The organism is Streptomyces sp. NPDC058741 (genome assembly GCF_042746715.1).
GTDB lineage: Bacteria > Actinomycetota > Actinomycetes > Streptomycetales > Streptomycetaceae > Streptomyces.
The window spans coordinates 1-21,994 of record NZ_JBHYQH010000048.1; the positions used below are offsets into that span (position 1 = coordinate 1).

Consider the following 21,994-nt stretch of genomic DNA (forward strand, 5'->3'; position numbering starts at 1 on the left):
GGTGCCGGGGGGTGGGTTGCCCCCCCGCCCCCCGCCGGGTGGGGGGGCGGGGGCGGAGCGGGCGCCGCGGGGGCGCGGCGCCGCCCCCCGCGGGGGGCTGCGCGCGCCCGCACGCCAACCGCCCACGGACGGCGTCGCTACACCTCGGCGGGGCCCCTACCACTTCCCGGGCGCGTAGTCCTTCAGGAACACCCCGTACAGGTCCTCCCCCGCCTCGCCCCGCACGACGGGGTCGTACACCCGGGCCGCGCCGTCGATCAGGTCGAGCGGCGCGTGGAAGCCCTCCTCGGCCAGGCGCAGCTTGTCGTAGTGCGGGCGCTCGTCCGTGATCCAGCCCGTGTCGACCGAGGTCATCAGGATGCCGTCGGTCTGGAACATCTCCTGGGCACTGGTGCGCGTCACCATGTTCATCGCGGCCTTGGCCGCGTTGGTGTTGGGGTGCCCGGCGCCCTTGTAGCCGCGCCCGAACACCCCCTCCATCGCGGAGACGTTCACGACGTAGGCCCGGCCGCTCGCGGCCTTCTTCGCGGCCCCGGCCATCGCGGGCCGCAGCTTGCTGATGAGGATGAAGGGCGCCGTGTAGTTGCACAGCTGAGTCTCCAGCAGCTCCACCGGGGAGATCTGCTCGATGGTCTGCACCCAGGTGTTGGTGTCGACGACGTCGGGGACGAGCCCGCCCGCGTCGATGGCCGTGCCGTCGAGGTGCCGCTCGACACTGGCGTTGCCCGCGACCAGGGCGAGGTCGGCGACCTGCTGTGCGTCCAGGCCGCTGATGCCGGCGGGCAGTGCGGCGAGGCCGTCGACCGCGCCGGAGTTGAAGGCGCCGATGACGCGGTGGGCGGGCAGCTCGCCCGCGGGCAGCGGGGTGCTCTCGCCCTCGACCAGGGCGGCGTACGCGGAAGGCAGCCGGCGCACCGTCTGCGTCGCGTTGTTGACGAGGATGTCGAGCGGGCCCGCCTCGGCGACCTGGTCGGCGAGGGCCACGGCCTGCGCCGGGTCGCGCAGGTCGATGCCGACGACCTCCAGGCGGTGCATCCAGTCAGCGGAGTCGTCCATGGCCTTGAAGCGGCGGATGGCGTCCTTGGGGAAGCGCGTGGTGATGGTGGTGTGCGCGCCGTCGCGCAGGAGCCGCAGCGCGATGTACATGCCGATCTTGGCGCGGCCGCCCGTGAGCAGGGCGCGCTTGCCGGTGAGGTCGGCGCGGGCGTCGCGCTTGGCGCGGTTCACGCGTGCGCAGTCGGGACAGAGCTGGTGGTAGAAGTAGTCGACTTCCACGTAGCGGTTCTTGCAGGTGTAGCAGGAGCGCGGGCGCTGGAGTATCCCCGCGATCGTGCCCTCCTCGGTGCGCGAGGACGGCAGCAGGCCCTCGGTCTCGTCGTCGATGCGCTGGGCGGAACCGGTCGCCGTGGCCTCCGTGACCGCCTTGTCGTGGGCGGTCTTGGCGGCCCGGCGCTCCTGGCGGCGGCGCTGCTTGACCGTGCGGTAGACGCCCGCGGTGGCCCTGCGCACGGCGATCGCGTCCGGGTGGTCGATGTCCAGCCGGTCGAGTTCCTCGAGCACGCCGAGGCAGACGGCCAGCCGCTCGGGGTCGATGCCGGGTCCGTACGAGAGCCCGCTCGCCTCGTCCATGGCCCGCGGGCCGTCCTCTGTCACCGTCATCGCCGCTGTCGTTCCCTGCTCTGCCGTGCGGCGCGCCGGTCGCGCCCGCTGTCGAACGGCGGATTTTACTTCAGCGGCGGGCCGGACCGCCAAACCCGCGTCGATCACGACCGGCAGGCCTTGATCAGCGTCGCCACCTCCCTCGCGAGGGCCGTCGTGAACAGGTCGAGGTCGGGGACCGCCTCACCGTCGGCGACGAGGCCGTAGTGGACGCTCCCCCGGTACGTCGACACGGCCACCGCGAGCGCGTGCCCGGGGGCGAGCGGGGCGAAGGGGAACACGGCGGTGAGCGGACGGCCGCCGAGCTTCAGGCCCAGGCTGGGCAGGGGCACGCTGGTCACGAGGATGTCGAACCAGAGCCGGGCCGCCTGTCCGACCAGCGGGCCGCCGAGCCGGGTGGCGAGGGCGGGAACGTGGTCGGCGAGCAGGGCGACGGCGCCGGCGCCCCGGTTGGGGCCGGCGTCCTTGTTGCGGTCCATGGCGTTGCGGACGGAGGCCAGCCGGGTCAGCGGGTCCGGATCGTCCACCGGAAGCCGTATCAAGTACCCGGAGAGCCGGTTGCCCTGCGGGTACGCGGTGCGCGGGCGGCGCTTGGAGACGGGGATGAGGGCGCGGGGCGCGACGTCCCGGCTGCCGTCGCCGCGCTCGTCGAGCCAGCGGCGCAGGGCTCCCGCGACGACGGCGATGAGGACGTCGTTGACGGTGCCGCCGACGGTCTTGCGCACGCGGTGCACGTCGTCGAGGTCCAGGACCACTCCGGCGGTGCGGCGGGTGCCGCTCGGCTCGCAGGCGAGGGCGGGGGTGGAGCGCACCTCCAGGGAGGAGAGGGCCACGGAGGCGCCGATGTCCAGGGCACGACCCATGTCGGACAGGGCGCCGCGCATGCGTGCGGGCAGGTCGCGCACGTCGGGCATCAGGCCGCGCGGGGGTGCGGCCGGGCGGGGCCTCGGCGCCGGCATGTCCATGGGGTCCATGACGCCCGCGGCCAGGGTCAGGGCCCTCAGTCCGTCGGCCAGGGCGTGGTGGAACTTGAACAGCACCGCGAAGCAGACACCGTCCTGGCCCGGCAGGACGTGGGCCTCCCAGGGCGGCCTGCCGCGTTCCAGCGGGCGCCCCATGAGCCGGCCCGCCTCGGCCTGGAAGTCGGCGGTCGGGGCGTGCAGCCGGACGTGGTGCAGGGGGTCGAAGTCCGGGTCGGGCTCACGGGCGGCACCCCCGAAGGCGAGCGGCCGGCGCAGGGCGTCGGGCAGCGGCTGCCAGACGTCGCGGATCCGCATGCGCAGCCCGGGGACACCCGCGGCGCGGGCGGCGAGGAGGTCCGCCGCGTGGGCGCCCGCGGCGGGCGAGTCCGCGGAGAAGACCCCGAGCGCGCCGAGGTGCATCGGGTGGTCGGCGGACTCGATGTTCCAGAACGCCAGGTCGAGAGGAGCGAGCAGGTCAGCAGTCAAGGGCTTGCCTCGCGTCGACGACGGGTGGGTCAGCAGTCAACCGCCCCCAGCCGATTACGGTCAAGTACGATCAGGCTACGTACAGTTAACACCAGATCAAGCGTCACGCCCCGCGATACGGGGCGGGACTCATGGTGCATGTCCGGTCAGTCCAGCACAGGTTGCGCCGCCGGGCACCCCGTGGGAGTCACCCGGGAGGCGTCACGGAGCAGTTCCTGGTGCGCCGTCTTCAGCCGGGCCGCGTCCGGCCTCAGTACGGCGCGATCCTAGGCGGGGAAGCCGTTCGGCTCACCTTCGACGTCCGCGATCCGGGTGTACACGGCGCCGTGGCACGCCCTTGCGGTCCAGCGCCCGGTCCATGTGCTCGTCGATCATCGTCCCGGCCGCAGCCCGTCAGGTGACCATCTGGCCCTTCCCGAGCGCGATGACCCCGCCCTTGGAGACCGTGTACAGCTCCGCGTCCCTCTCGGGGTTGACGCCGATCGTCGCGCCCGGCGGCACCTCGACGTTCTTGTCGAGGACCGCGCCGCGCACCACCGCGCCCCGCCCCACGTGCACGTTGTCGTGCAGGACCGAGCCCTGCACCACGGCTCCCGGGTCGACCACCACGCCCGGCGACAGCACCGACCGCGTGACCTGCCCGCGGACCAGGCAGCCCGCGCTGATGATGGACTCGCTGGCGATGCCGCCCGCGTTGAAGCGGGCCGGCGAGAGCTGGTACGAGTGCGTGTAGATCGGCCAGCTGCGGTTGTACAGGTTGAAGACGGGGCGTTCGGCGATCAGGTCCATGTGGGCCTCGTAGTAGGCGTCCAGCGTCCCGACGTCCCGCCAGTAGCCCTGGTCGCGGGTGGTCTCGCCGGGCACGTGGTTTTCGCTGAAGTCGTACAGCGCGGCCTCCCCCCGGTCGGTGAGCTGGGGCAGGATCGAGCCGCCCATGTCGTGCACGGAGGACTCGTCCTCGGCGTCCCGCCGGAGCGCCTCGATGAGGGCCTTGGTGGTGAAGAGGTAGTTGCCCATGGAAGCGAAGACGCGGTTGGGGTCGTCCGGCAGGCCGGGCGGAGCCGCCGGCTTCTCCAGGAAGCGCTCCACCGTCCGGCCGTCCGAGCCCGGCGTGATCACGCCGAAGGACGAGGACTCGGTGCGCGGCACCCGGATCCCGGCCACCGTCACGCCCGCCCCGCTCTCGATGTGCTGGGCGAGCATCTGGCGCGGATCCATGCGGTAGACGTGGTCGGCGCCGAAGACGGCGACGTACTCGGGGCGCTCGTCGTAGATCAGGTTCAGCGACTGCAGGATCGCGTCGGCGCTGCCCAGGTACCAGCGAGGGCCGAGGCGCTGCTGGGCGGGTACGGGCGTGACGTAGTTGCCGAGCAGGTTGGACATCCGCCAGGTGGTCGTGATGTGCCGGTCCAGCGAGTGCGACTTGTACTGCGTCAGGACGCAGATGCGCAGCACGTCGGCGTTCACGAGGTTGGACAGGACGAAGTCGACCAGGCGGTACGTGCCGCCGAAGGTCACCGCCGGTTTGGCCCGGTCCGCGGTCAGGGGCATCAGCCGCTTGCCCTCGCCGCCCGCCAGAACGATCCCCAGGACCGAAGGACCACCACCACGCATGGCCGCTCCCCTCACGCCGATTTCCCTCTGCCTGCCCCCGAGCAGTACCCGCTAAGCCTGTTTGACGATCTCCTCGTAGAGACGGACCGTCCGGCGGGCCACCGCGTCCCAGCCGAATTCTCCGACCGCGCGCTGCCGCCCGGCCTCGCCCATCCGCCGTGCGGCCCCCGGATCGCCGAGGACGGTGTCCATGGCCCGGGCGAGCCCCGCCTCGAAGCCGTCACCGGCCGGGACGAGCAGACCGGTGCCGCCGTCGTCCACGACCTCGGGGATGCCGCCGACCGCCGAGGCCACCACGGGCGTGCCGCAGGCCATCGCCTCCAGGTTCACGATGCCGAGCGGCTCGTACACCGAGGGGCAGACGAACAGCGCGGCGTGTGTGAGGAGCTGGATGACCTCCGGGCGCGGCAGCATCCTCGGGATCCAGAACACGCCGTCGCGGACCTCGCTGAGCTCCGCGAACAGCTCCCGGAACTCCCGGTCGATCTCCGGTGTGTCCGGCGCGCCCGCGCACAGCACGACCTGCGCGGCCGGGTCGATGTCGCGCACCGCGCGCAGCAGGTGGGGCACGCCCTTCTGGCGGGTGATGCGGCCGACGAACAGCACGTACGGGCGCGAGCGGTCCAGGCCGATCCGGTCCAGGGCGTCCGTGCCGTGGTCGGGCCGGTACAGGCTCGTGTCGATGCCGTTGTGCACGACGTGGACCTTCGCCGGGTCCAGCGCCGGATAGCAGCCGAGGATGTCCTCGCGCATGGCCGAGGAGACGGCGATCACCGCGTCGGCGGCCTCGATCGCCGTGCGTTCGGCCCACCCGGACAGCTCGTAGCCGCCGCCGAGCTGCTCGGCCTTCCAGGGACGCAGCGGCTCCAGGGAGTGCGCGGTCATCACGTGCGGGATGCCGTACAGCAGCTTGGCCAGGTGACCGCCGAGGTTGGCGTACCAGGTGTGGGAGTGGACCAGCTCGCGGCCCTCCAGGGCGGCGGCCATGGCGAGGTCCACGGAGAAGGTGCGCAGCGCGTCGTTGGCCCCGTCGAGGGTGGACCAGGGGCGGTGGCGCCGGACGCCGTCGACGCGGCCCTCGCCCCAGCAGTGCACGTCGAGGTCGACGAGCGGTCTCAGCTCCCTCGCCAGGAACTCCACGTGGACGCCCGCGCCGCCGTACACGTCCGGCGGGTACTCCCGGGTCAGCAGTCCCACTCGCACCCGCAACTCCCTGCTCTCAGCGGCCGTCCCCCTTCATGGTCACCCAGATGGGGCGCGCGGGGAAGAGCAGGGCGCACTCGGGAAACAGCAGTCGCCGCAGACGCCCCCGCCGGGCACCCGGTAGTACAGGCAGCAGCTGCGGCGCCGGAAGGCCGTGCCGGTGAGGGTTCCGGCACCGTCGAGCAGGGGGTGGGCGAGGAGTCCGGCGGTCAGGGAGCTGGCCCGGGCAGCGAGGCCGGCACGGCCGTTCCGCCGGGCCCAGCGGTCGAGCTCGCGGCCGGCGCCTGCCAGCGCGGAGGCCGCGTTGCCGCGCAGGAGACCCGGGGCGACGCGGTGGTGGACCCGCAACGCCTTCTCCAGGGGCAGGAGGTGCCCGTGCAGCACCGCGTCCGCGAGCCGGTCCGGGTCCGCGGGCGAGGGGCGTACGCCGGACAGCCACAGGTCGTCCGGCGCGCTGCCGTCCGGGTCCCAGCGCAGCAGCCGGGCGTCGAGGTCGGGGACGGCGCCGTACAGCGCGGCGCACCCCAGCGCGATCGACCAGAGCCGGGCCGCCAGGCCCTGGTGGGCCACCGACGCCGCGACGCGCGGCTCCGGGACACGCAGGGCCTTCGCGACCTTGCGGACACGGAGAAGCAGGGGATTATGGGCCACATCGGGTGATGCGTGTGCGTAGGCCTGTGCGAGAGTGGGAAGGGAGGCGGCCGGCGTTCCCTCCGTGCGCAGCACGAAGAAGCCGCCGAGCGGGCGGAGCGCGGCAAGGTCGGGGTCGAGGTCCACGACGAGCAGTAGTACCAAGACCCCTAGGGGACGCGTTCGGGCGACCCCCGATCCGCGGCGCCCACCCTGGGGATGACGGGGCTTCCCCCGTACTCCATCGGCAGTAGGACCCAATGAGTGCTCAGGGACGACGACGGGAAGACCTGGACACGGCAGGGTGTTGGTCATGAAAGCCCACCTTTCGCCGCGCCGGGCCGAACGCCCCCGCCTGACGCAGAGGAGCAGCCGATGAGCGCCCTCGCGTTGTCCGTCCTGCTGTCCCTCGTCTCCGCGTTCGCCTACGCGGGCGGGGCGATCGTGCAGGAGCGGGTGGCGGAGTCCTCGCCGGGCGAGCAGTACGCCCCGCTGCGCCGGCCGGGCTGGTGGGCGGCGGTCGCGCTGAACGGCCTCGGCGGGCTGCTGCACGTGGTGGCGCTGGCCTACGGTCCGCTGAGCCTGGTGCAGCCGCTCGGCGCGCTGACCATCGTGGTGGCCCTGCCGATGGCGGCCCTGTTCGTCGGCCGCAGGGCCGGCGGCACGGCCTGGCGGGGGGCGATCATGGCGACGGTGGGACTCGCCGGTCTGCTGTCCCTGGTCGCCGCGGCCGACACGCAGTCGCTGAACACGGCGGAGCGGGCGGCGGTGGCCCTGGTCACCGCGGGCGTGGTCGTGTCGCTGATGATCGCCGCCCGGGCCGCGCACCGGCACCCGGCGGTCCGCAGCATGCTGCTGGCCACGGCCTCGGGCATCGCGTTCGGCATGTCCTCGGTGTTCACCAAGACCGTCGCCGTGGACTGGACGGGCGGGGTGGCGATGACGGACCTGCCCTCCCTCGCCGTGATCGGCGTCCTCGCCACGGCCGGCATGACGCTGTCGCAGGCCTCCTACCGGGGCGCCGGCCTCGCGGCCCCGCTGGCCACGCTGACGGTGGTGAATCCGGTGGTGGCCGCCGCGGTCGGCATCACCATGTTCGGCGAGACGTTCCGCTACGGCACGACCGGCACGGTGCTGGCACTGAGCTGCGGTGTGGTGGCGGCGGGCGGTCTGATCCTGCTGACCACGGAGCGGCTCACCGCGTCCCGGCCGGAGCACGAGACGGCACGACCGAAGGCCGCCGAGAGGCAGCCGGTCGCGGCCCTGGCGGGTCCCGGGGCGGGCGCGGTCGCGGCCCAGACTGGTTGCGGCGCCGGCCCGGTAGCGGCCCAGGCGGGTCACGGGGCCGGCCTGGACGCGGGTCTCGGCTCGGATGCGGAGGTGGGCGTCCTGGGCCCCGGCACGGGCCTCGGGCCGACCGGCCCCGGAGGCGTTGCGGTGGGCGCGGACGGTCTGCGCGCAGAGGTGCCTGCGGCGGCCGGGGCGCTGTGCGCGACGGGTGCGTCATGTGAAGCGGGCGGGCCGCACGGCCCCGGGGACGCCGCGCCGGACATCGCGCCCCTCGACAACGGGCCGCTGCTCGTCGAGGACGTGCTCGTGCCGGGAGCGGCCGCCGTACCGGACGCCGTGCACGGGAGCGCAGTGGCGCCGGTGCCCCCCGACGACCGGCGCCCGCTCTCCTACCTGCCCTTCTACGGCGTCCCGTACGTGCCACTGCCCCCGGTGAACCGGCACCGGGTGCGCGTCAGATCCTGACGCCGCCGGCCCTGAGGTACGCCACCGGGTCGACGTCCGAGCCGAAGCCGGGCCCCGTCCGCACCTCGAAGTGCAGATGCGGGCCCGAACTGTTGCTCGTGGAGCCGGACCGGCCGATGCGCTGCCCTGCGCTCACCGACTGCCCGTCCCGTACGGAGATCGCCGACAGGTGGGCGTACTGGCTGTAGCGGCCGTCGGCGTGCCGGATCACGACCTGGTACCCGAACGAGCCGCCCCAGCCCGCGCTGACGACATGGCCCGAGGCGACCGACTTCACGGACGTGCCGGTGGGCACGGGAAAGTCGATACCGGTGTGGTAGCCCTTGGACCAGGAGGAACCCGCCTTGCGGTAGGGCGTGCCCAGGGAGGCGCCGACCGGGGCGACGAGCCCGTGCCGGGTGGCCGTGGACCGTGACGCGCGTTCCCTGCTCTCGGTCTCGCTCTTGGACGGCTTCTTGACCCGCTCCTTCTCGCGCTCCTTGGAGGGCTTGTGCGGAACGGGCCTGGCCGACTCGGACGGCTTGGGTGCGGGGCGCGTCTTCGTGGCGGCCTCACCGCGCAGTGCGAGCCGCTGCCCGGGCACGATCAGGTCGGGGTCGCTCCCGATGGTCGAGCGGTTGGCCGCGTACAGACCCCACCAGCCGCCCCGGACGTCCTGGTCCGACGCGATGCCGGAGAGCGTGTCGCCGCGGACGACGGTGTACATCTCGGCCCTGCCCGCCCGGGACTGCGGGGTGGAGTGCGGCCGTACGTCCTCGACGGAGGTCCTGGCCGTCCTCCTCGCCTCCCGTTCGGTGCCCCTCTTCGTGCGGTCGGAGGCCGGGCGGACATCGGGCCCGTCATCGTCCCGGGTCAGTCCGGCCCGTGCCGAGCACACCGGCCAGGCGCCCGGGCCCTGCCCGTCCAGCACCTTCTCGGCCACGACGATCTGCTGGCCCTTGGTGGCGAGGTCGGCGCGTGCCGCGTAGGCCCGGCCGCCGTAGGCCTCCCAGGTGGACTGGGTGAACTGCAGCCCGCCGTGGAAGCCGTTCCCGCTGTTGATGTCCCAGTCTTTGCTCGACTCGCAGGCGGCGACCTTGGTCCAGGTGTCCACGTCCGCCGCCTGGGCGGTGCCCGCGCTCATGAACGGGAGCGCCATCCCCGCGCCGCCCGCCGTGACGGTGAGCGAGGCGCGGTTGATCCTGTTCGGCTGATACCGGCGGTGCCGGCCGCGTACGGCCATCGGGTGCCCCCCTAGACATGCGTCAGGAGGGGCAAAAGTAAGCGCGGCGGACCGGCCGGAACAAGGCGGCTATCAGCCGCCCGGGAGTCGCATATGGCCGGAACGAGGCCCCTGTCGCGCGACGTGCGCCACGGCGGTGCACCGCGTACGCCTGGCGGTGCACGGAGGCGGCGCGCGCGGGGACGCGTGCCTCGGCTGAGTGCGACGGCGCTCCCGTGCGTATCGTCGTGCGCCACGCCGTCCCGTCCTGCGCCATGCCGTCCCGTCCTGCGCCACGGGCCCGTCCCGCGCCACGCCGCCCGACCCGCGCGTGCACACGGAGGGGCGACACGACAGGATGGTCGCCGGAGGTCCTGCCGGCGGGCATGTGCCGGCAGCACCGATACCGAGGTCTTTAGGAGCGAACCGAATGAGCAGTACAGCGCAGATCGGCGTCACGGGTCTCGCGGTCATGGGCCGTAACCTCGCCCGCAACTTCGCCCGCAACGGCTACACGGTGGCGGCGCACAACCGGACGCCCTCGCGCACGCACGCCCTGGTCGAGGAGTTCGGCGGAGAGGGCGAGTTCATCGCGTGCGAGAGCGCGAAGGACTTCGTGGCCGCGCTGGAGCGTCCGCGCCGGCTGGTCGTGATGGTGAAGGCCGGTGACCCGACGGACGCGGTGATCCAGGAGTTCGCGCCGCTGCTGGAACCCGGCGACATGATCATCGACGGCGGCAACGCGCACTTCGCCGACACCCGGCGCCGCGAGCGCGAGCTGCGCGAGCAGGGCATCCACTTCGTCGGCATGGGCGTCTCCGGCGGTGAGGAGGGCGCGCTGAACGGGCCGAGCATCATGCCCGGCGGCCCGAAGGAGTCCTACGACTCACTGGGCCCGATGCTGGAGAAGATCTCGGCGAAGGCCGCCGACGGCTCGCCCTGCGTCTCGCACGTCGGCCCGGACGGCGCCGGGCACTTCGTGAAGATGGTGCACAACGGCATCGAGTACGCGGACATGCAGCTCATCGGCGAGGCGTACCAGCTGCTGCGGGACGTCGCCGGGTACTCCCCCGCCGAGATCGCGGAGATCTTCCGGAGCTGGAACCGGGGGCGTCTCGACTCGTACCTGATCGAGATCACGGCCGAGGTGCTGTCACACGTCGACGCGGAGACGGGCAAGCCGTTCGTGGACGTGGTGGTGGACCAGGCCGAGCAGAAGGGTACCGGCCGCTGGACGGTCCAGATCGCCCTCGACCTGGGCGTTCCGGTGTCCGGCATCGCGGAGGCCGTCTTCGCCCGCTCCCTGTCCGGCCACGCGGCGCTGCGGGAGGCCTCGCGCGGCCTGGCCGGTCCGCGGGCGAAGACGCTGGGCGAGGCGGACGCCCGGGTCTTCGCCGAACGGGTGGAGCAGGCACTGTACGCGTCGAAGATCGTGTCGTACACGCAGGGCTTCCACGAGATCGACGCCGCGCGCGGCGAGTACGGCTGGGACATCGACCTGGGCGCGGTGTCGGCGTTGTGGCGCGGCGGCTGCATCATCCGCGCGGCGTTCCTGGACAGGATCCGCGCGGCCTACGACGCCCGGCCGGACCTGCCGAGCCTGCTGTCGGACGCGACGTTCGCGCAGGAGATCGCGGACGCCCAGGACGACTGGCGCGAGGTGCTGGTCGCCGCGACCCGCCAGGGCGTGCCGACGCCCGGCTTCGCGGCGGCCCTCGCCTACTACGACGCCCTGCGCGCGGAGCGTCTGCCGGCGGCGCTGACGCAGGGGCAGCGGGACTACTTCGGTGCGCACACCTACCGGAGGGTGGACCGGGACGGGTCGTTCCACACGCTGTGGGGCGGGGACCGCTCGGAGGTCTCCGCGTAGGCGCTGCTTAGGCCCCGTAGAGGCGCTCCACGCCGGGATGACGGTGAACGGGCCGGGGGACGGCCGTGGATCGGCTGTCCCCCGGCCCGTTCCGTCGGTCGGTGCGGTGGTGCGGTGCCGTCGTTCAGGACAGCGGGGGTCCGGGCTCGGGGTTCGGTACGGGTTCCGGTCCCGGGGGGATCGGGGAGGGGTCGGGGCCCGGCACGGGGCCGGGGCCCGGGGGTGTGGGTCCCGGGGGCGTCGGACCGGGTGGGGGCGGGGTGGGGCCCGGCGGCGGGGTGGGCGACGGCGGGGGCGGCGTCGGCTCGGGCCCCGGCGGGGGCTGCGGGTTCGGCACCGGATCGGGGCCCGGGGGCTCCGGGTGCTGGGGATCCGGCCCCGGTGTCGGTGCCGGCGACACGGGGTCGGGATACGGGTCGTTCATCAGGTCCTCCAGCCAGTGGGTCGACTCCGGCTCTGGACTACTCCCCCGCCTACCCGGCAGCGGCTTCGGCAGTCACCCCGTGGCGGGACGGGGTGGGGCCGGGTGGGGTAGCGGGGGCGGCCGAGGTCGGGGCCGGGGCGGAGACCCGTGGTCAGAACCCGCCCGGATGGGCGGCCAGCCAGGCCTTCGCCGCCGTCAGCAGGCCCTCGCCGGCCGACGGGGCCTCGTCGGGGTGGCGTTCGGCCCACTGGGCGACGTAGGGACAGAGCGGGGCGACCGCGCGGTCCTCCCGGGCGGCGACGCCGTAGAACTCGCGCGCGAGGGAGCCCGCGATGCCCTGGCCCTCGTGGGCCGGCTCGACGATCGTGTGGACGGGGACGAGGGCGCGCTCGGGGCTGTCCAGAACGAAGTACTCGATGCGGCCGACGACTTCACCGTCCGCCACGGCCTCCAGACGGCCGGCCGCCCGGTCGTCGCGGATCTCCTGGTCGCTCATGCGCACGCTCCTCCGTGTCGGTCGGTCAGGCGCTGACGGCCTGCGGGCTGCGCCGCTGGTCCGACCCCGGCACGGGCTCGGACGGGTCGGCGCCCAGGGCCACGATGCGGTTGTCGCGGTCCACGTGCACGACCCGGGGCTCGAGCGCCCGGGCCTCGGCGTCCGTCACCTGGGCGTAGCTGATGATGATGACGAGGTCGCCCGGGTGCACGAGGTGCGCGGCGGCACCGTTGATCCCGATCACGCCGGAGCCGCGCTCGCCCTCGATGACGTACGTCTCCAGCCGGGCGCCGTTGGTGATGTCCACGATGTGCACGAGCTCGCCGGGCAGCAGGTCGGCGGCGTCGAGCAGATCGGCGTCGATGGTCACGGATCCCACGTAGTGCAGGTCGGCCTGGGTGACGGTGGCGCGGTGGATCTTGGACTTGAACATGGTGCGCAGCACTTTGGACTCCTAGAAGACGGCTCCCCGCCTGCTTTCTGCAGGTCAGGGGCTTCGCTCACTGTACATCGACGTGCCTTCGGCTCGAAGACTCTTCACACGATCGAGCATCGCGGCAAGCAGGCTTCCCACCTGCGCGATCTGCGCGGAGAGGCTACCGCGAAGCCGTCAAGGGGGGCACGCCCAGAAGGCCGTCCCGGTCCCGTGCTGATGGGACGCCGACTTACCTGACGAGGCGTCACGAGGTGAACCGTTCGGAGTGAGCAGAGGGCAGCGTCGGCGAGCGGTGGCCCCACATCACTGCCGCTGCACCCCAGGCCACTCTCCGGCGAGTATCTGGCAACCCACTCGCCGATCGAGCGCTCCCCGTCGATCCGAGGCAGCGCCGTGGGGCCGCCCCGAGGGGACGCCAATCGGGGTCGACACAGACGGACGACTGCACCAATCGCAATGAAAGGAGCTCGTGTTCACCGGCACCCACCTGAACCTCGTGTTCACCGGCACCCACCTGAACCTCGTGTTCACCGGCACCCACCTGAACACCGAGTCCCTGGGAGTTTCCCCTGCTGCGCGGCACCCGGGCCGAGGAGATCGTCGCCGCGTCGAGATCTCGAACGTCAGCCACCCCTTCTACACCGGAACCGCCCGCGTCCTGGACACCGCGGGGCGGGTCGAGCGGTTCGAGCGCCGCTACGGCCGGCGCGGAGCGAACTGATGCGGGACGCGCCCCCGCTGCCGGTGCTGATCGTGGGCGGACTCCACTCCGAGGGATCACCTACGTCGACCACAAGGACACGAACCTGCTGCGGAAGTTCGTCGGCCGGTGACGCGGACCGGGCCGGTCCAGGCGAGCGGTGTGCCCCCGCCGGCGCGTCCGGAAGGCCGGGGCGGCGAGGGCACGACGGCGTGGCAGGACACGAGGCGGTCAGTGACCGGCGACGACGCCCGACAGCTCGTTGGTGCTCTTCGGCAGGGTGACTGAGGCGATCTTCTTCCCCGTCTCCAGGTCGATGGCGTGCAGGGCCTTCCTGCCGGGCTCGGACACGAACGCGGTGCGGTCGCGGACGAACAGGGTCGGCCGGGCCTGCTGCCAGTCCAGCGGCTCCTGCCACTCGCCCACGGCGGGGATCTTCTTCTCGACCTTGCCGGTGTTCTGGTCGATGACGTGGAGGGCGCCGTCGGTGCCGAGGACCACGGCCTCCCCGTGCGGTCCACGAGCCAGTGAGCGGAAGGAGTAGCTGGTGCCCAGGTTCACCAGGCGCAGCTTCTTCTTCTCCGTGTCGATGAGGGAGATGCGGGTGGGCCGCTCCAACTCGGCCTCCGGGTCGGTCTTGTAGTCGCCCAGGAGGATCGGCGAGGTGTCGCTGCCGGCCTGGTTGCCGATACGGCCGTAGTCGTCGGGGGCGTCGATCTTCGTGAACTTCCCGTCCTCGTAGATCAGGATGCCGTCCTCGCAGCCGATGCCGATGGCTTCGTTCCTGGCGGCCGCCTCGCCGTGGACACCGGGGCAGTCCTCGTTGCGCGCGATCTCCTTGTTGTCCTTGTCCAGCACCAGCGCGCCGGTGCGCTTCTCCTCGGTGCCCAGGGTGCTGAGGAGTGTGCCGTCGGCCAGTTCGATGGCGACACCGTGGTGCGGCTCGGCGGAGGTGTAGGTGCGTCCTTCCGGCTTCTTGTCGCTGCTCAGGTCTGCGGGGTCGAAGACGTTGACCTCTCCGGTGCCGTCGGTGAAGAGCACGGTCTTCCCGGCGTGACGTACGACGTGGCCGGGCTTGGCACCCTTGTACACGATGTCGGTGAGGGTCTGCCCGGTGGCGTTCAGGATGCGGAAGCCGGTGTCGGTGGAGACGACGACGTGGTCCTCGTCACCCGCCGGGTTGACCCGGTTGAAGCCGGGCAGCTCGATGGTCTTGGCCGTCTTGAGGCTCTCGCCGTCCAGGATGTAGAGGCCGCCGTCGAAGGTGGCGACCAGCGGGTCCTTGACCGCGGTGGCCTTGGCGCCCGGGGCGTTCTTCGCCTTCGTGTCGGAAGAGGAGGAAGAGTCCTCCCCTCCGCAGGCAGTCAGAACCGTGGACACCGCCAGGGCGAGTGCCGTGCCCGTGAGAGCTCTGTTGCGTATCGACTTGTTCATCGGTGTGTTCCTTTCCGCGCCGCTCTGTGGCGGCAGTGAGGTGGAGGGACGGCTCGTCAGCCGGTGGTGCACGTGAGGCCCGTGGGGTCAGCCGCCGGTCAGGCCGTCGACCATGGCGGTGGTGTTGGCCCGCATCATCCGCAGATAGGTGTCGGCGCCCTCGCCCTTGGCGGTCAGCGACTCCGAGTAGAGCTCGACGACCTGGATCCGGCCGCCCGTTTCCGCACGCAGCACCTCGGCGAGCCGTCGGGGCTGGGAGGAGTCGGCGAATACGGTGCCTACGCCCGCCCGTTCCATCGCCTCGGTGAGGGAGCGGAGATCCGAGGAGCTGGGCGAGGCCAGCGTGGTGCCGCTGGGGATGACCGCGCCGATCACCCTCAGGCCGAAGCGGTCGGCGAGGTATCCGAAGACGTGGTGGTTGGTGATCAGGGACCGCTTGCCCTCGGGAACGCGGTCGAAGGACTTCTCCATCCAGGCGGTGAGGCCGGTGAGTTCCTCGGCGTAGCGGTCGGCGTTGGCGCGTGTCGTGCCGGCGTCCACACCGTCGACGTGCTCGATGACCTGGTCGGCGATCAGACCGGTGGCCTTGCGTACCCGGTCGGGGTCGGTCCAGAAGTGCGGATCGGGTTGCCCCTCCTCACTGCGGGGGCCGCCGTCGTCGGCCGTGCGGAAGGTGAGCGGGTCGGCCGCCTCGCCGGCCGCGAAGGTGGCGACACCGGACTCGCGGGCGGCCTCCACATGCCGGAGTACGTTCTCCTCCAGCCCCAGGCCGTTGTAGACGACGAGATCGGCCCGTTCCAGTTCGGCGGCCTGCACCGCCGACAGACCGAAGGAGTGCGGGTCGGCGTTGGGCTTCATCAGAACGGTGACGTCGGCCTGGTCACCGACGATCTCCCGGGTGACGTCACCGAGGATGTTGGTCGTGACGACGACGCGGGGCCGGTCGTCGTCGGTGGTGCACGCCGTCGCGGTCGCGGCGGTGACGAGGGCGAGCAGGCCGACGATCAGACTGCGCAGACGCGCGATGCCCGCCCTCGCGCGCTGCTTCGCCTCGGTCCGGCTCATCGGCCGGTCTCCGCCATGAGGACCGGCTTGACGTCCAGTTCGAAGGAGCGGGCGATGCGCAGACCGTCGTTGTAGTCGATCTCGAACACCTTCTTGCCGTCGGGGTCGTTGACGTAGGCGCGGCTGCGGTCCACCTCGATCACGGGGGCGATGCCGTCGGCGCCTGCTCCCTTCCCTCCGGTCAGCAGAGGCTTGGTCCGCGCGGTCCGCTTTCCGGTGGTGATGTCGTAGCCGTGCAGTGCGCCGTCGGACTGCAGGACGAGCAGGGGAGATCCTTCTCCGGCCGTGTTGGCCGCGACGACCGGACCGGTGTCGACCCGGGTCCAGGTCCGCTCGGTGACGTCGAGGACCCAGACGGCGTCGCTTCCAGCCGGGGCGGTGAGGGTGTCGCTGCCGGGCCGCTGGCGGAAGGAGGTCGCCCGCTCCAGCGCCGGGACGTCCCTTCCGTAGGGGATCTCCTCGGCGGTGAAGGCACCGCCCTCGGTCCGGACGAGCAGGGCGCCACCGGCGCAGCCCAGGATCACGCCCCGTCGGGTGACGGCGTCTCCTCGGGGCTGCTCGCACTCCACGTCCGGGGAGGCGACGCGTTCGCCCTTGCGGTCGAGGACGACGAGCCTGGTGGCTCCGTCCTCGTCCGCGAAGGCGAGCAGGTGCTCCTCGTACGGCACGACGGCGCCGGTGTAGATGCCCGGCAGCGTCCGGAGGGATGTGATCCTTCCTGTTTCCAGCTTGCCGCGGTCGTAGAGGAGGGCGCGCCCGTCCTCGTCGGTCACCGCCGTCACGGCGGCATCGCTGCGTGCCTGCGCCCGGCTTCGCGCGGGGAGTTCCCCCACGTCGCGTACCGCCGCGCTGTAGTAGTGGACGTGGTCACCGTGGTCCACCATCCAGGCGCCACTGTCGACGACATGGGTACCGCCGGGCGCGTGGAGGTAGCCGAACCGCCCGTCCGTTCCGAGCCGGACGGCGCCTTTCACCCGGTCGGTCCGGTGCACCTTGCCGGTGATGAGGTCGAGAGCCCTGCTGCTGCCGCTGCGGGGATCGTTCAGCAGGAGCCGGGACTGCTGCTCGGCGGCTTCCTGCGCCCCCTCGACGTACCCGTGCGGAGTGGCGGAGGGGGAACTCGCCACAGGGCGGGAGTCGTCGCCCTTGTTCGCCGCGCAGCCCGTGGCGAGCAGCGCGGTGAGTGCCAGTGTGGCCGAAGTCCACGAAGTGACGTTTCTGCGGACGGTCATGACGAGCGCCTCAAGCTTCTTTCAGTTGACTTCGAGTACGGCAGCAGCGGCGGGGGCGTGGGGCGCACGGCGGTGCAGCAGACCGGACGCCGCGTGGGAGAGGAAGAACAGGCTCACCGCGAGTGCCGCGACGGTCGCGCCGGCGGCGGTGCTCAGGTGCCAGGACAGCAGCAGGCCGCCGAACGTGGCGGTGGCTCCGAGGACGGCGGCGAGCGCCATGACCCCGCGCACACTGCGCGCCCAGGGCAGCGCGGCCGCAGGCGGCGCGATGAGCAGTCCGAGGACGAGCAGCGTTCCCACGATGTGGAAGGAGGCGACGATCGCCAGGCCGAGCAGGCCGAGCAACACCGCGTGGGCCAGACGCGGCCGCAGCCCCAGAGTCTGGGCCTTGCGCGCGTCGAACGTCAGGGCCAGGAAGGCGCGGTGGCCCAGGACCGACACCGCCAGCGCCGCGAGCAGCGCCGCCGCGAGCACGAGGAGGTCCTGCTCCCGGACGGCGAGCACGTCACCGAAGAGGAAGCCAGTCAGGTCGACCGCGAAGGACTGCGAATGCGAGACGATGATCACGCCGAGCGAGAGCATGCCCACGAACAGCAGTCCGATGCCGGTGTCCTGGGACAGCCTCGGTGTACGGCCCAGCGCGGTGACACCGGCCGTCATGACGGCGGCGCTGACCACCGCGCCCACCATCAGGTTCCCGCCGAGCAGCGCGGCCAGCGCAACACCCGGCAGCAGTCCGTGCGACATGGCGTCCCCCAGGAAGGCCATCCCCCTCAGCACCACCCAGGTGCCCGCCAGTGCACAGATCGCGGACACGAGAATCCCGCCCCACAGGGCCCGCTGCACAAAGGTGACCTCGAAGGGGGCCGTCAACCATTCCATGACCAAGACACTACAATGAAAACCATGTTCAACAAACCCGCCCCCTCATCCGCCCCACTCTTGGAGCGCACGGCCCGCATTCGCTTCCAGGGGCTGTGCGCCGGCTATCCAGGGCGCCCAGTGCTCCATCAAGTCAGCGCGGACATACCCGCGTTGGCCACGACCGCGCTCGTCGGCCCGAACGGCAGCGGCAAGTCGACCCTGCTCGGTGTGCTCGCCGGTGTGATCCGTCCGACATCCGGCGATCTCCACCACAACGGAGACCGGCCGCCCGCCTTCGTGCCGCAGCGCGGAGCCCTCGGCGACACCCTGCCGCTCAGCGTCCGGGAGACCGTGGAGATGGGACGCTGGGGCGAGCGCGGCCCATGGCGCCGGCTGACCCGCCAGGACCACGCGATCGTCGACGCCGCGCTCGACCGGCTCGGCATCCGGGACCTCGCCTCACGCCAACTGGGCGAGCTGTCGGGTGGGCAGCGTCAACGCGCGCTCATCGCCCAGGGGTTGGCGCAGGGATCGGACCTGCTGCTCCTTGACGAACCGACCACGGGCCTGGATCCGGAAGCGCAAGAGCGCATCGGGGCGCTGCTGAAGGGCCTCGTCGCCGACGGGGTGACGGTCGTCCAGGCCACGCACGACCTGGAGGCTGCGCGTACGGCGGACGCATGCCTCCTGCTCCGGGACGGCCGTCTCGTCGGGCACGGACATCCGGACCAGGTCCTCACCATGTCGGCACTGGCCCGCATCTGGCGATCCCTCTGAGGAGCGGCGGCACACACCGCTTCGGGACGACCGGGGGCTTGGGCCGCCGGCCAACCCCCGGGGCCGAGGCGTCGGCCCGGCGTGCCCACACCGACCGTGACTCAGGTCACTGGAGCCTGTCCGACGGATCTTGCCCACGGCAGGTGAGCCTCAGAGCATGACCGCCGGACGCGGTCGGCGTCAGGCCATGCCGCGCGGTAAGCCGGCGCCGCGCCAACCGCTCAGCTGGATGGCGGTGAGTTCCTTCGCCGCCGCGGCAACGTCGTGCGCCACTCTCGACTCCACAGTCCCCTTACCCCTATGAGTGCATGACGGGCGTAAAGATCATTCCGGAGAACGGTGACAAGCGCCTTCGCGGACCGCGATAGTGGATCTGCCCTCGAAGCCGGAGCCGTATCGTCACGACGGTCACGGTCGGTCGCGGAAGAGCTCTTGCTGATCGTTGGGGAATGACGTGCTCGTCGCGTCTTCGGCTTCCGGAACGGTCGTCGCAGGCGACCCGGTCGTCACTCGGCGGCCAGGGTCGTGAGGAGCTCGGCGGGCGCGTCCATGAAGTCGTAGTGGCCGCCCTCTACGACGCGGATCTCGACCGAGTCGGCGTAGCGGCGCCAGCCCTGGAGGTCCGCCAGACCCACGTCGGTGTCCTCGCTCCAGTGCAGGACGGTGATCGGGCAGTCGATACGGGCGGGTTCGGTGCGCCGGTAGGCTCCGGCGGCGGCGTGGTCGCGGAGCAGCACGGACAGGCCCATGTCGATCATGTCGGGGCGGGGTTCGATGCCCCGGGCGCGCAGGAACGCGACCAGTGCGGCGCGCAGTTGGTCCTCGTCCAGGGTGAGCATCCGGTCGCGGACGGCCTCGTGCGGGGCCGGCTGGCCGGACACGAACAGGCGTCGGGGTACGGGCAGGCCGGCGGCGTCCAGCCTCAGCACGCTCTCGTAGGCGGGCAGGGCGCCGGCGCAGTGCCCGAAGAACGCGAACGGTGTCTTCAGCAGCGGGGTGAGGGCTTCGACGAGCTGTTCGGCAAGGTTCTCGTAACTGCCGTAGTGGGGGTGGGCGAGGCGGTTCTCGCGGCCGGGGAACTGTACCGGGCAGATCTCGGCGTCGCCCGCGGCGGCGGGCCAGGCGCTGAACGCGGAGGCCCCGGAGCCGGAGTAGGGGAAGCAGAACAGGCGGGCGGAGGCACCGGCGGTGGGCGGCCGGACGAACCAGGGCGAGGCGAGGACGGGTCCGGACGTCATGGGGTGTGCCGTTTCCGGGCGGTGACGGGCAGGTGGGTCATGCCGGCGATGAAGTAGGAGCGCAGGTGCTCCGGTTCGCCGGCCAGGTCGAGGGAGTCGAACCGGTGGAGGAGTTCCTCGAAGAAGACGCGCAGCGTCAGGCGGGCCAGCGGGGCGCCGATGCAGAAGTGCGGGCCGAATCCGAAGGCGATCTGCCGTTTGGCGTTGGGGCGGGTGATGTCGAAGGTGTGCGGGGCGGTGAAGAGCGCGGCGTCCCGGTTGGCCGAGCCGATCCACGCGACGACCGCCGCACCGGCCGGGATGACGCCGCCCGCGATGGGGACGTCGCTCACGGCGTAGCGCATGAAGTTGCAGGCGGCCGAGGTCCAGCGCAGCCCTTCCTCGACCAGGTTGGGGATCAGGTCCGGGTCGGCCTGGGCCTTTTGGTACTGCTCGGGCCGTTCGATGAGGGCCTGCACGGTACCGGAAACGGTGTGCGGGGTCGTCACGTTGGCGCCCAGCAGGATGCTGTAGCCGTCGAGGGCGATCTCCTGGTCGCTCAGCGGCGCTCCACCGGGGCGCACGCTCATCAGGTGGTGGAGCAGGCTGTCGTCCTCGGTCCCCGAGCTTCGGCGCTCCTTGACCCACTCGGTGACATATCCGACAAGTTCGTGGTGGGAGATCGCCAGGGTGGCGGCTTCGCTGCCGAGCTGGAAGTGCGGATCGGAGGGGGCCGTCACCATCGCGGTGAGCCGGACCAGTTCCTCCCAGTCCTTCTCGGGGATGCCCAGCAGCGGTCCGGTGACGATCGCCGGGAGGAGCAGCGCCTTGTCGGCCAGGTCGAACACCTCCGCGTCCAGGGCCGGTTCCAGGAAGCGGACCACCGACCGGCGGATGGAGTCCTCCCAGGACCTGACCGCGCGGGCGGTGAGCCTGGAGCCCAGCGGCCTGCGGACCTCGGTGTGCCGGGGCGGGTCGGTGGAGGTGAGAAGCACTCCGGCGGCGACGTCGTCCTGGCCGAGGTGGGTGGGCACGGTGCCGCGCTCCGAGGTGAACGCGCGGTGGTCGCCCAGGACGCGGCAGACGTCCTCGTATCGGGTGACCGACCAGAACGCGCGTCCGTCGGGCAGGACCTGGTGGTGCAGGGGCGCCTCGGCGCGCATCGCGTCCCAGACGGGGTGCGGATCGCCCGTGCCGTAGAGGTCGAGGTCGAAGAGGTCGACGGTGTCGAGGTCGATGTCGCGCGCGGGGCCCGGCGTCAGCCTCATGTGCCGGACCGCCCCCGCTCGATCAGCCCGGCGACGCGAGCCGGGGTCTGCGCCAGGTAGAAGTCGCGGACGGAGAGCCGGACTCCGTGGTCGCGCGCCACCCGTTCGATGATCTCGATGCCGGTCAGGGAGTTGCCGCCGAGGGCGAAGAAGTCGTCCTCCGGCCCGACCCCGGGGCGGTTGAGGAGTGCCCCCCACAGCGCGGCGATCTGGTCCGCCAGCGGCTCCGGGCCGGCCGATGGCGCGTCATGGCGTTGCGGGGTCTCGTCCTGTCCACCTCGCGGGTGGATCGCTTGCGGCGCCGGTTCCATGGTCAGCTTCCTTCCTCCGCCGGACGGGGGTGCCCGCACGGTTTCCGTGCACACGGATGTGATGGAGCGTCAATAACGATGTGGCCGTGGGGGGCGGCTTGTGTCCGGCCCGGGCAGCGGAGCGGAGCACGCCTTCGGCGGGGTGTGCGCTCGCCGTACGGCATCCGCCGGGCGGGAGGCCAGCCCGGCGGCGGCGGGGCGGCGCTCGGTACGGGGGCCGCGCGACCGCCTCTTGTCCGCCGGCTACGGCGTCCCGGCCGCGGCCGCCGCGCTGCCGGAGAGGTCCCGGGGGACGCGGGCTCACATACTTCCCTTTTCCCACCACTGGATTTTCGGACAGATTCGCGTGGCTCATTCTTCACGGAGTCGTCCGGCCTTTCCCTGCCCGAT

The 21,994-nt window shown here is 72.2% G+C and carries 19 protein-coding genes; 4 read left to right on the top strand and 15 right to left on the bottom strand.

Annotation, left to right across the window (positions count from 1 at the left end; translation table 11 throughout):
* Positions 1-156: 156 nt before the first annotated feature.
* The 5 genes from ACFW6P_RS27875 to ACFW6P_RS27895 form a co-directional block, all read right to left on the bottom strand.
* A complete protein-coding gene (locus ACFW6P_RS27875) occupies positions 157-1,659 on the bottom strand; it encodes an SDR family NAD(P)-dependent oxidoreductase (protein ID WP_386359252.1) in 1,503 nt (500 codons plus the stop codon).
* Positions 1,660-1,763: 104 nt separating this feature from the next.
* Complete coding sequence (locus tag ACFW6P_RS27880) at positions 1,764-3,107, bottom strand: wax ester/triacylglycerol synthase family O-acyltransferase (RefSeq protein ID WP_386359251.1); 1,344 nt, start codon at positions 3,105-3,107, stop codon at positions 1,764-1,766.
* A gap of 393 nt (positions 3,108-3,500) precedes the next feature.
* Positions 3,501-4,721: a glucose-1-phosphate adenylyltransferase gene (gene glgC / locus ACFW6P_RS27885; RefSeq protein ID WP_386359253.1), complete on the bottom strand. Its 1,221-nt coding sequence runs from the start codon at positions 4,719-4,721 to the stop codon at positions 3,501-3,503.
* A 51-nt stretch (positions 4,722-4,772) separates the two neighbouring features.
* Positions 4,773-5,924, bottom strand: a complete 1,152-nt coding sequence (gene glgA, locus ACFW6P_RS27890) for a glycogen synthase (protein WP_386359250.1) — start codon at positions 5,922-5,924, stop codon at positions 4,773-4,775.
* Between the two features lie 39 nt (positions 5,925-5,963).
* The gene (locus ACFW6P_RS27895; protein ID WP_386359249.1) at positions 5,964-6,719 is read right to left on the bottom strand and encodes a (2Fe-2S)-binding protein; all 756 of its coding nucleotides are present in this window, start codon (positions 6,717-6,719) and stop codon (positions 5,964-5,966) included.
* A 210-nt stretch (positions 6,720-6,929) separates the two neighbouring features.
* Between ACFW6P_RS27895 and ACFW6P_RS27900 the strand changes: the two genes are divergently transcribed.
* On the top strand, positions 6,930-8,309 hold the full coding sequence (locus tag ACFW6P_RS27900; RefSeq protein WP_386359248.1) for a DMT family transporter: 1,380 nt from the start codon (positions 6,930-6,932) through the stop codon (positions 8,307-8,309).
* On the opposite strand, the gene ACFW6P_RS27905 is transcribed toward ACFW6P_RS27900, so the two are convergent.
* The gene (locus ACFW6P_RS27905; RefSeq protein ID WP_386359247.1) at positions 8,299-9,531 is read right to left on the bottom strand and encodes a peptidoglycan DD-metalloendopeptidase family protein; all 1,233 of its coding nucleotides are present in this window, start codon (positions 9,529-9,531) and stop codon (positions 8,299-8,301) included. The genes ACFW6P_RS27900 and ACFW6P_RS27905 overlap by 11 nt on opposite strands.
* Positions 9,532-9,940: 409 nt before the next feature.
* Here ACFW6P_RS27905 and gndA point away from each other — a divergent pair, with 409 nt between their 5' ends.
* Positions 9,941-11,380: an NADP-dependent phosphogluconate dehydrogenase gene (gene gndA, locus ACFW6P_RS27910; RefSeq protein ID WP_386359246.1), complete on the top strand. Its 1,440-nt coding sequence runs from the start codon at positions 9,941-9,943 to the stop codon at positions 11,378-11,380.
* 575 nt (positions 11,381-11,955) lie between these two features.
* Here gndA and ACFW6P_RS27915 read toward each other — a convergent pair.
* Positions 11,956-12,300, bottom strand: coding sequence for a GNAT family N-acetyltransferase (locus ACFW6P_RS27915; protein WP_386359245.1), 345 nt, complete (start codon positions 12,298-12,300; stop codon positions 11,956-11,958).
* A 25-nt stretch (positions 12,301-12,325) separates the two neighbouring features.
* On the bottom strand, positions 12,326-12,745 hold the full coding sequence (gene panD, locus ACFW6P_RS27920; RefSeq protein ID WP_386359244.1) for an aspartate 1-decarboxylase: 420 nt from the start codon (positions 12,743-12,745) through the stop codon (positions 12,326-12,328).
* 460 nt (positions 12,746-13,205) lie between these two features.
* On the opposite strand from panD, the gene rpmE reads away from it, so the two are divergent.
* Positions 13,206-13,457, top strand: coding sequence for a 50S ribosomal protein L31 (gene rpmE, locus ACFW6P_RS27925; RefSeq protein ID WP_386359243.1), 252 nt, complete (start codon positions 13,206-13,208; stop codon positions 13,455-13,457).
* A 210-nt stretch (positions 13,458-13,667) separates the two neighbouring features.
* On the opposite strand, the gene aztD is transcribed toward rpmE, so the two are convergent.
* The 4 genes from aztD to aztB all read right to left on the bottom strand — a co-directional run bounded on the left by aztD (position 13,668) and on the right by aztB (position 18,049).
* Positions 13,668-14,870, bottom strand: coding sequence for a zinc metallochaperone AztD (aztD, locus tag ACFW6P_RS27930; RefSeq protein ID WP_386359242.1), 1,203 nt, complete (start codon positions 14,868-14,870; stop codon positions 13,668-13,670).
* Positions 14,871-14,957: 87 nt separating this feature from the next.
* Complete coding sequence (gene aztC, locus ACFW6P_RS27935) at positions 14,958-15,935, bottom strand: zinc ABC transporter substrate-binding protein AztC (RefSeq protein ID WP_386359241.1); 978 nt, start codon at positions 15,933-15,935, stop codon at positions 14,958-14,960.
* A complete protein-coding gene (locus ACFW6P_RS27940) occupies positions 15,932-17,167 on the bottom strand; it encodes a hypothetical protein (protein ID WP_386425219.1) in 1,236 nt (411 codons plus the stop codon). Before ACFW6P_RS27940 ends, aztC begins: the two co-directional genes overlap by 4 nt.
* A 21-nt stretch (positions 17,168-17,188) precedes the next feature.
* On the bottom strand, positions 17,189-18,049 hold the full coding sequence (gene aztB, locus ACFW6P_RS27945; RefSeq protein ID WP_386425222.1) for a zinc ABC transporter permease AztB: 861 nt from the start codon (positions 18,047-18,049) through the stop codon (positions 17,189-17,191).
* 15 nt (positions 18,050-18,064) lie between these two features.
* Here aztB and aztA point away from each other — a divergent pair, with 15 nt between their 5' ends.
* The gene (aztA, locus tag ACFW6P_RS27950) at positions 18,065-18,808 is read left to right on the top strand and encodes a zinc ABC transporter ATP-binding protein AztA (protein ID WP_386425225.1); all 744 of its coding nucleotides are present in this window, start codon (positions 18,065-18,067) and stop codon (positions 18,806-18,808) included.
* 506 nt (positions 18,809-19,314) lie between these two features.
* Here the strand turns inward: aztA and ACFW6P_RS27955 are convergent.
* The 3 genes from ACFW6P_RS27955 to ACFW6P_RS27965 are packed head-to-tail and all read right to left on the bottom strand — an operon-like array spanning position 19,315 to position 21,604.
* Positions 19,315-20,046 (bottom strand): thioesterase II family protein, encoded by a 732-nt coding sequence (locus ACFW6P_RS27955; RefSeq protein WP_386425228.1) that lies wholly within the window; start codon positions 20,044-20,046, stop codon positions 19,315-19,317.
* Positions 20,043-21,293: a cytochrome P450 gene (locus ACFW6P_RS27960; RefSeq protein ID WP_386425231.1), complete on the bottom strand. Its 1,251-nt coding sequence runs from the start codon at positions 21,291-21,293 to the stop codon at positions 20,043-20,045. The genes ACFW6P_RS27955 and ACFW6P_RS27960 overlap by 4 nt, the downstream gene beginning before the upstream one ends.
* On the bottom strand, positions 21,290-21,604 hold the full coding sequence (locus ACFW6P_RS27965) for an acyl carrier protein (protein ID WP_386425234.1): 315 nt from the start codon (positions 21,602-21,604) through the stop codon (positions 21,290-21,292). The genes ACFW6P_RS27960 and ACFW6P_RS27965 overlap by 4 nt, the downstream gene beginning before the upstream one ends.
* Between the last annotated feature and the right edge of the window lie 390 nt (positions 21,605-21,994).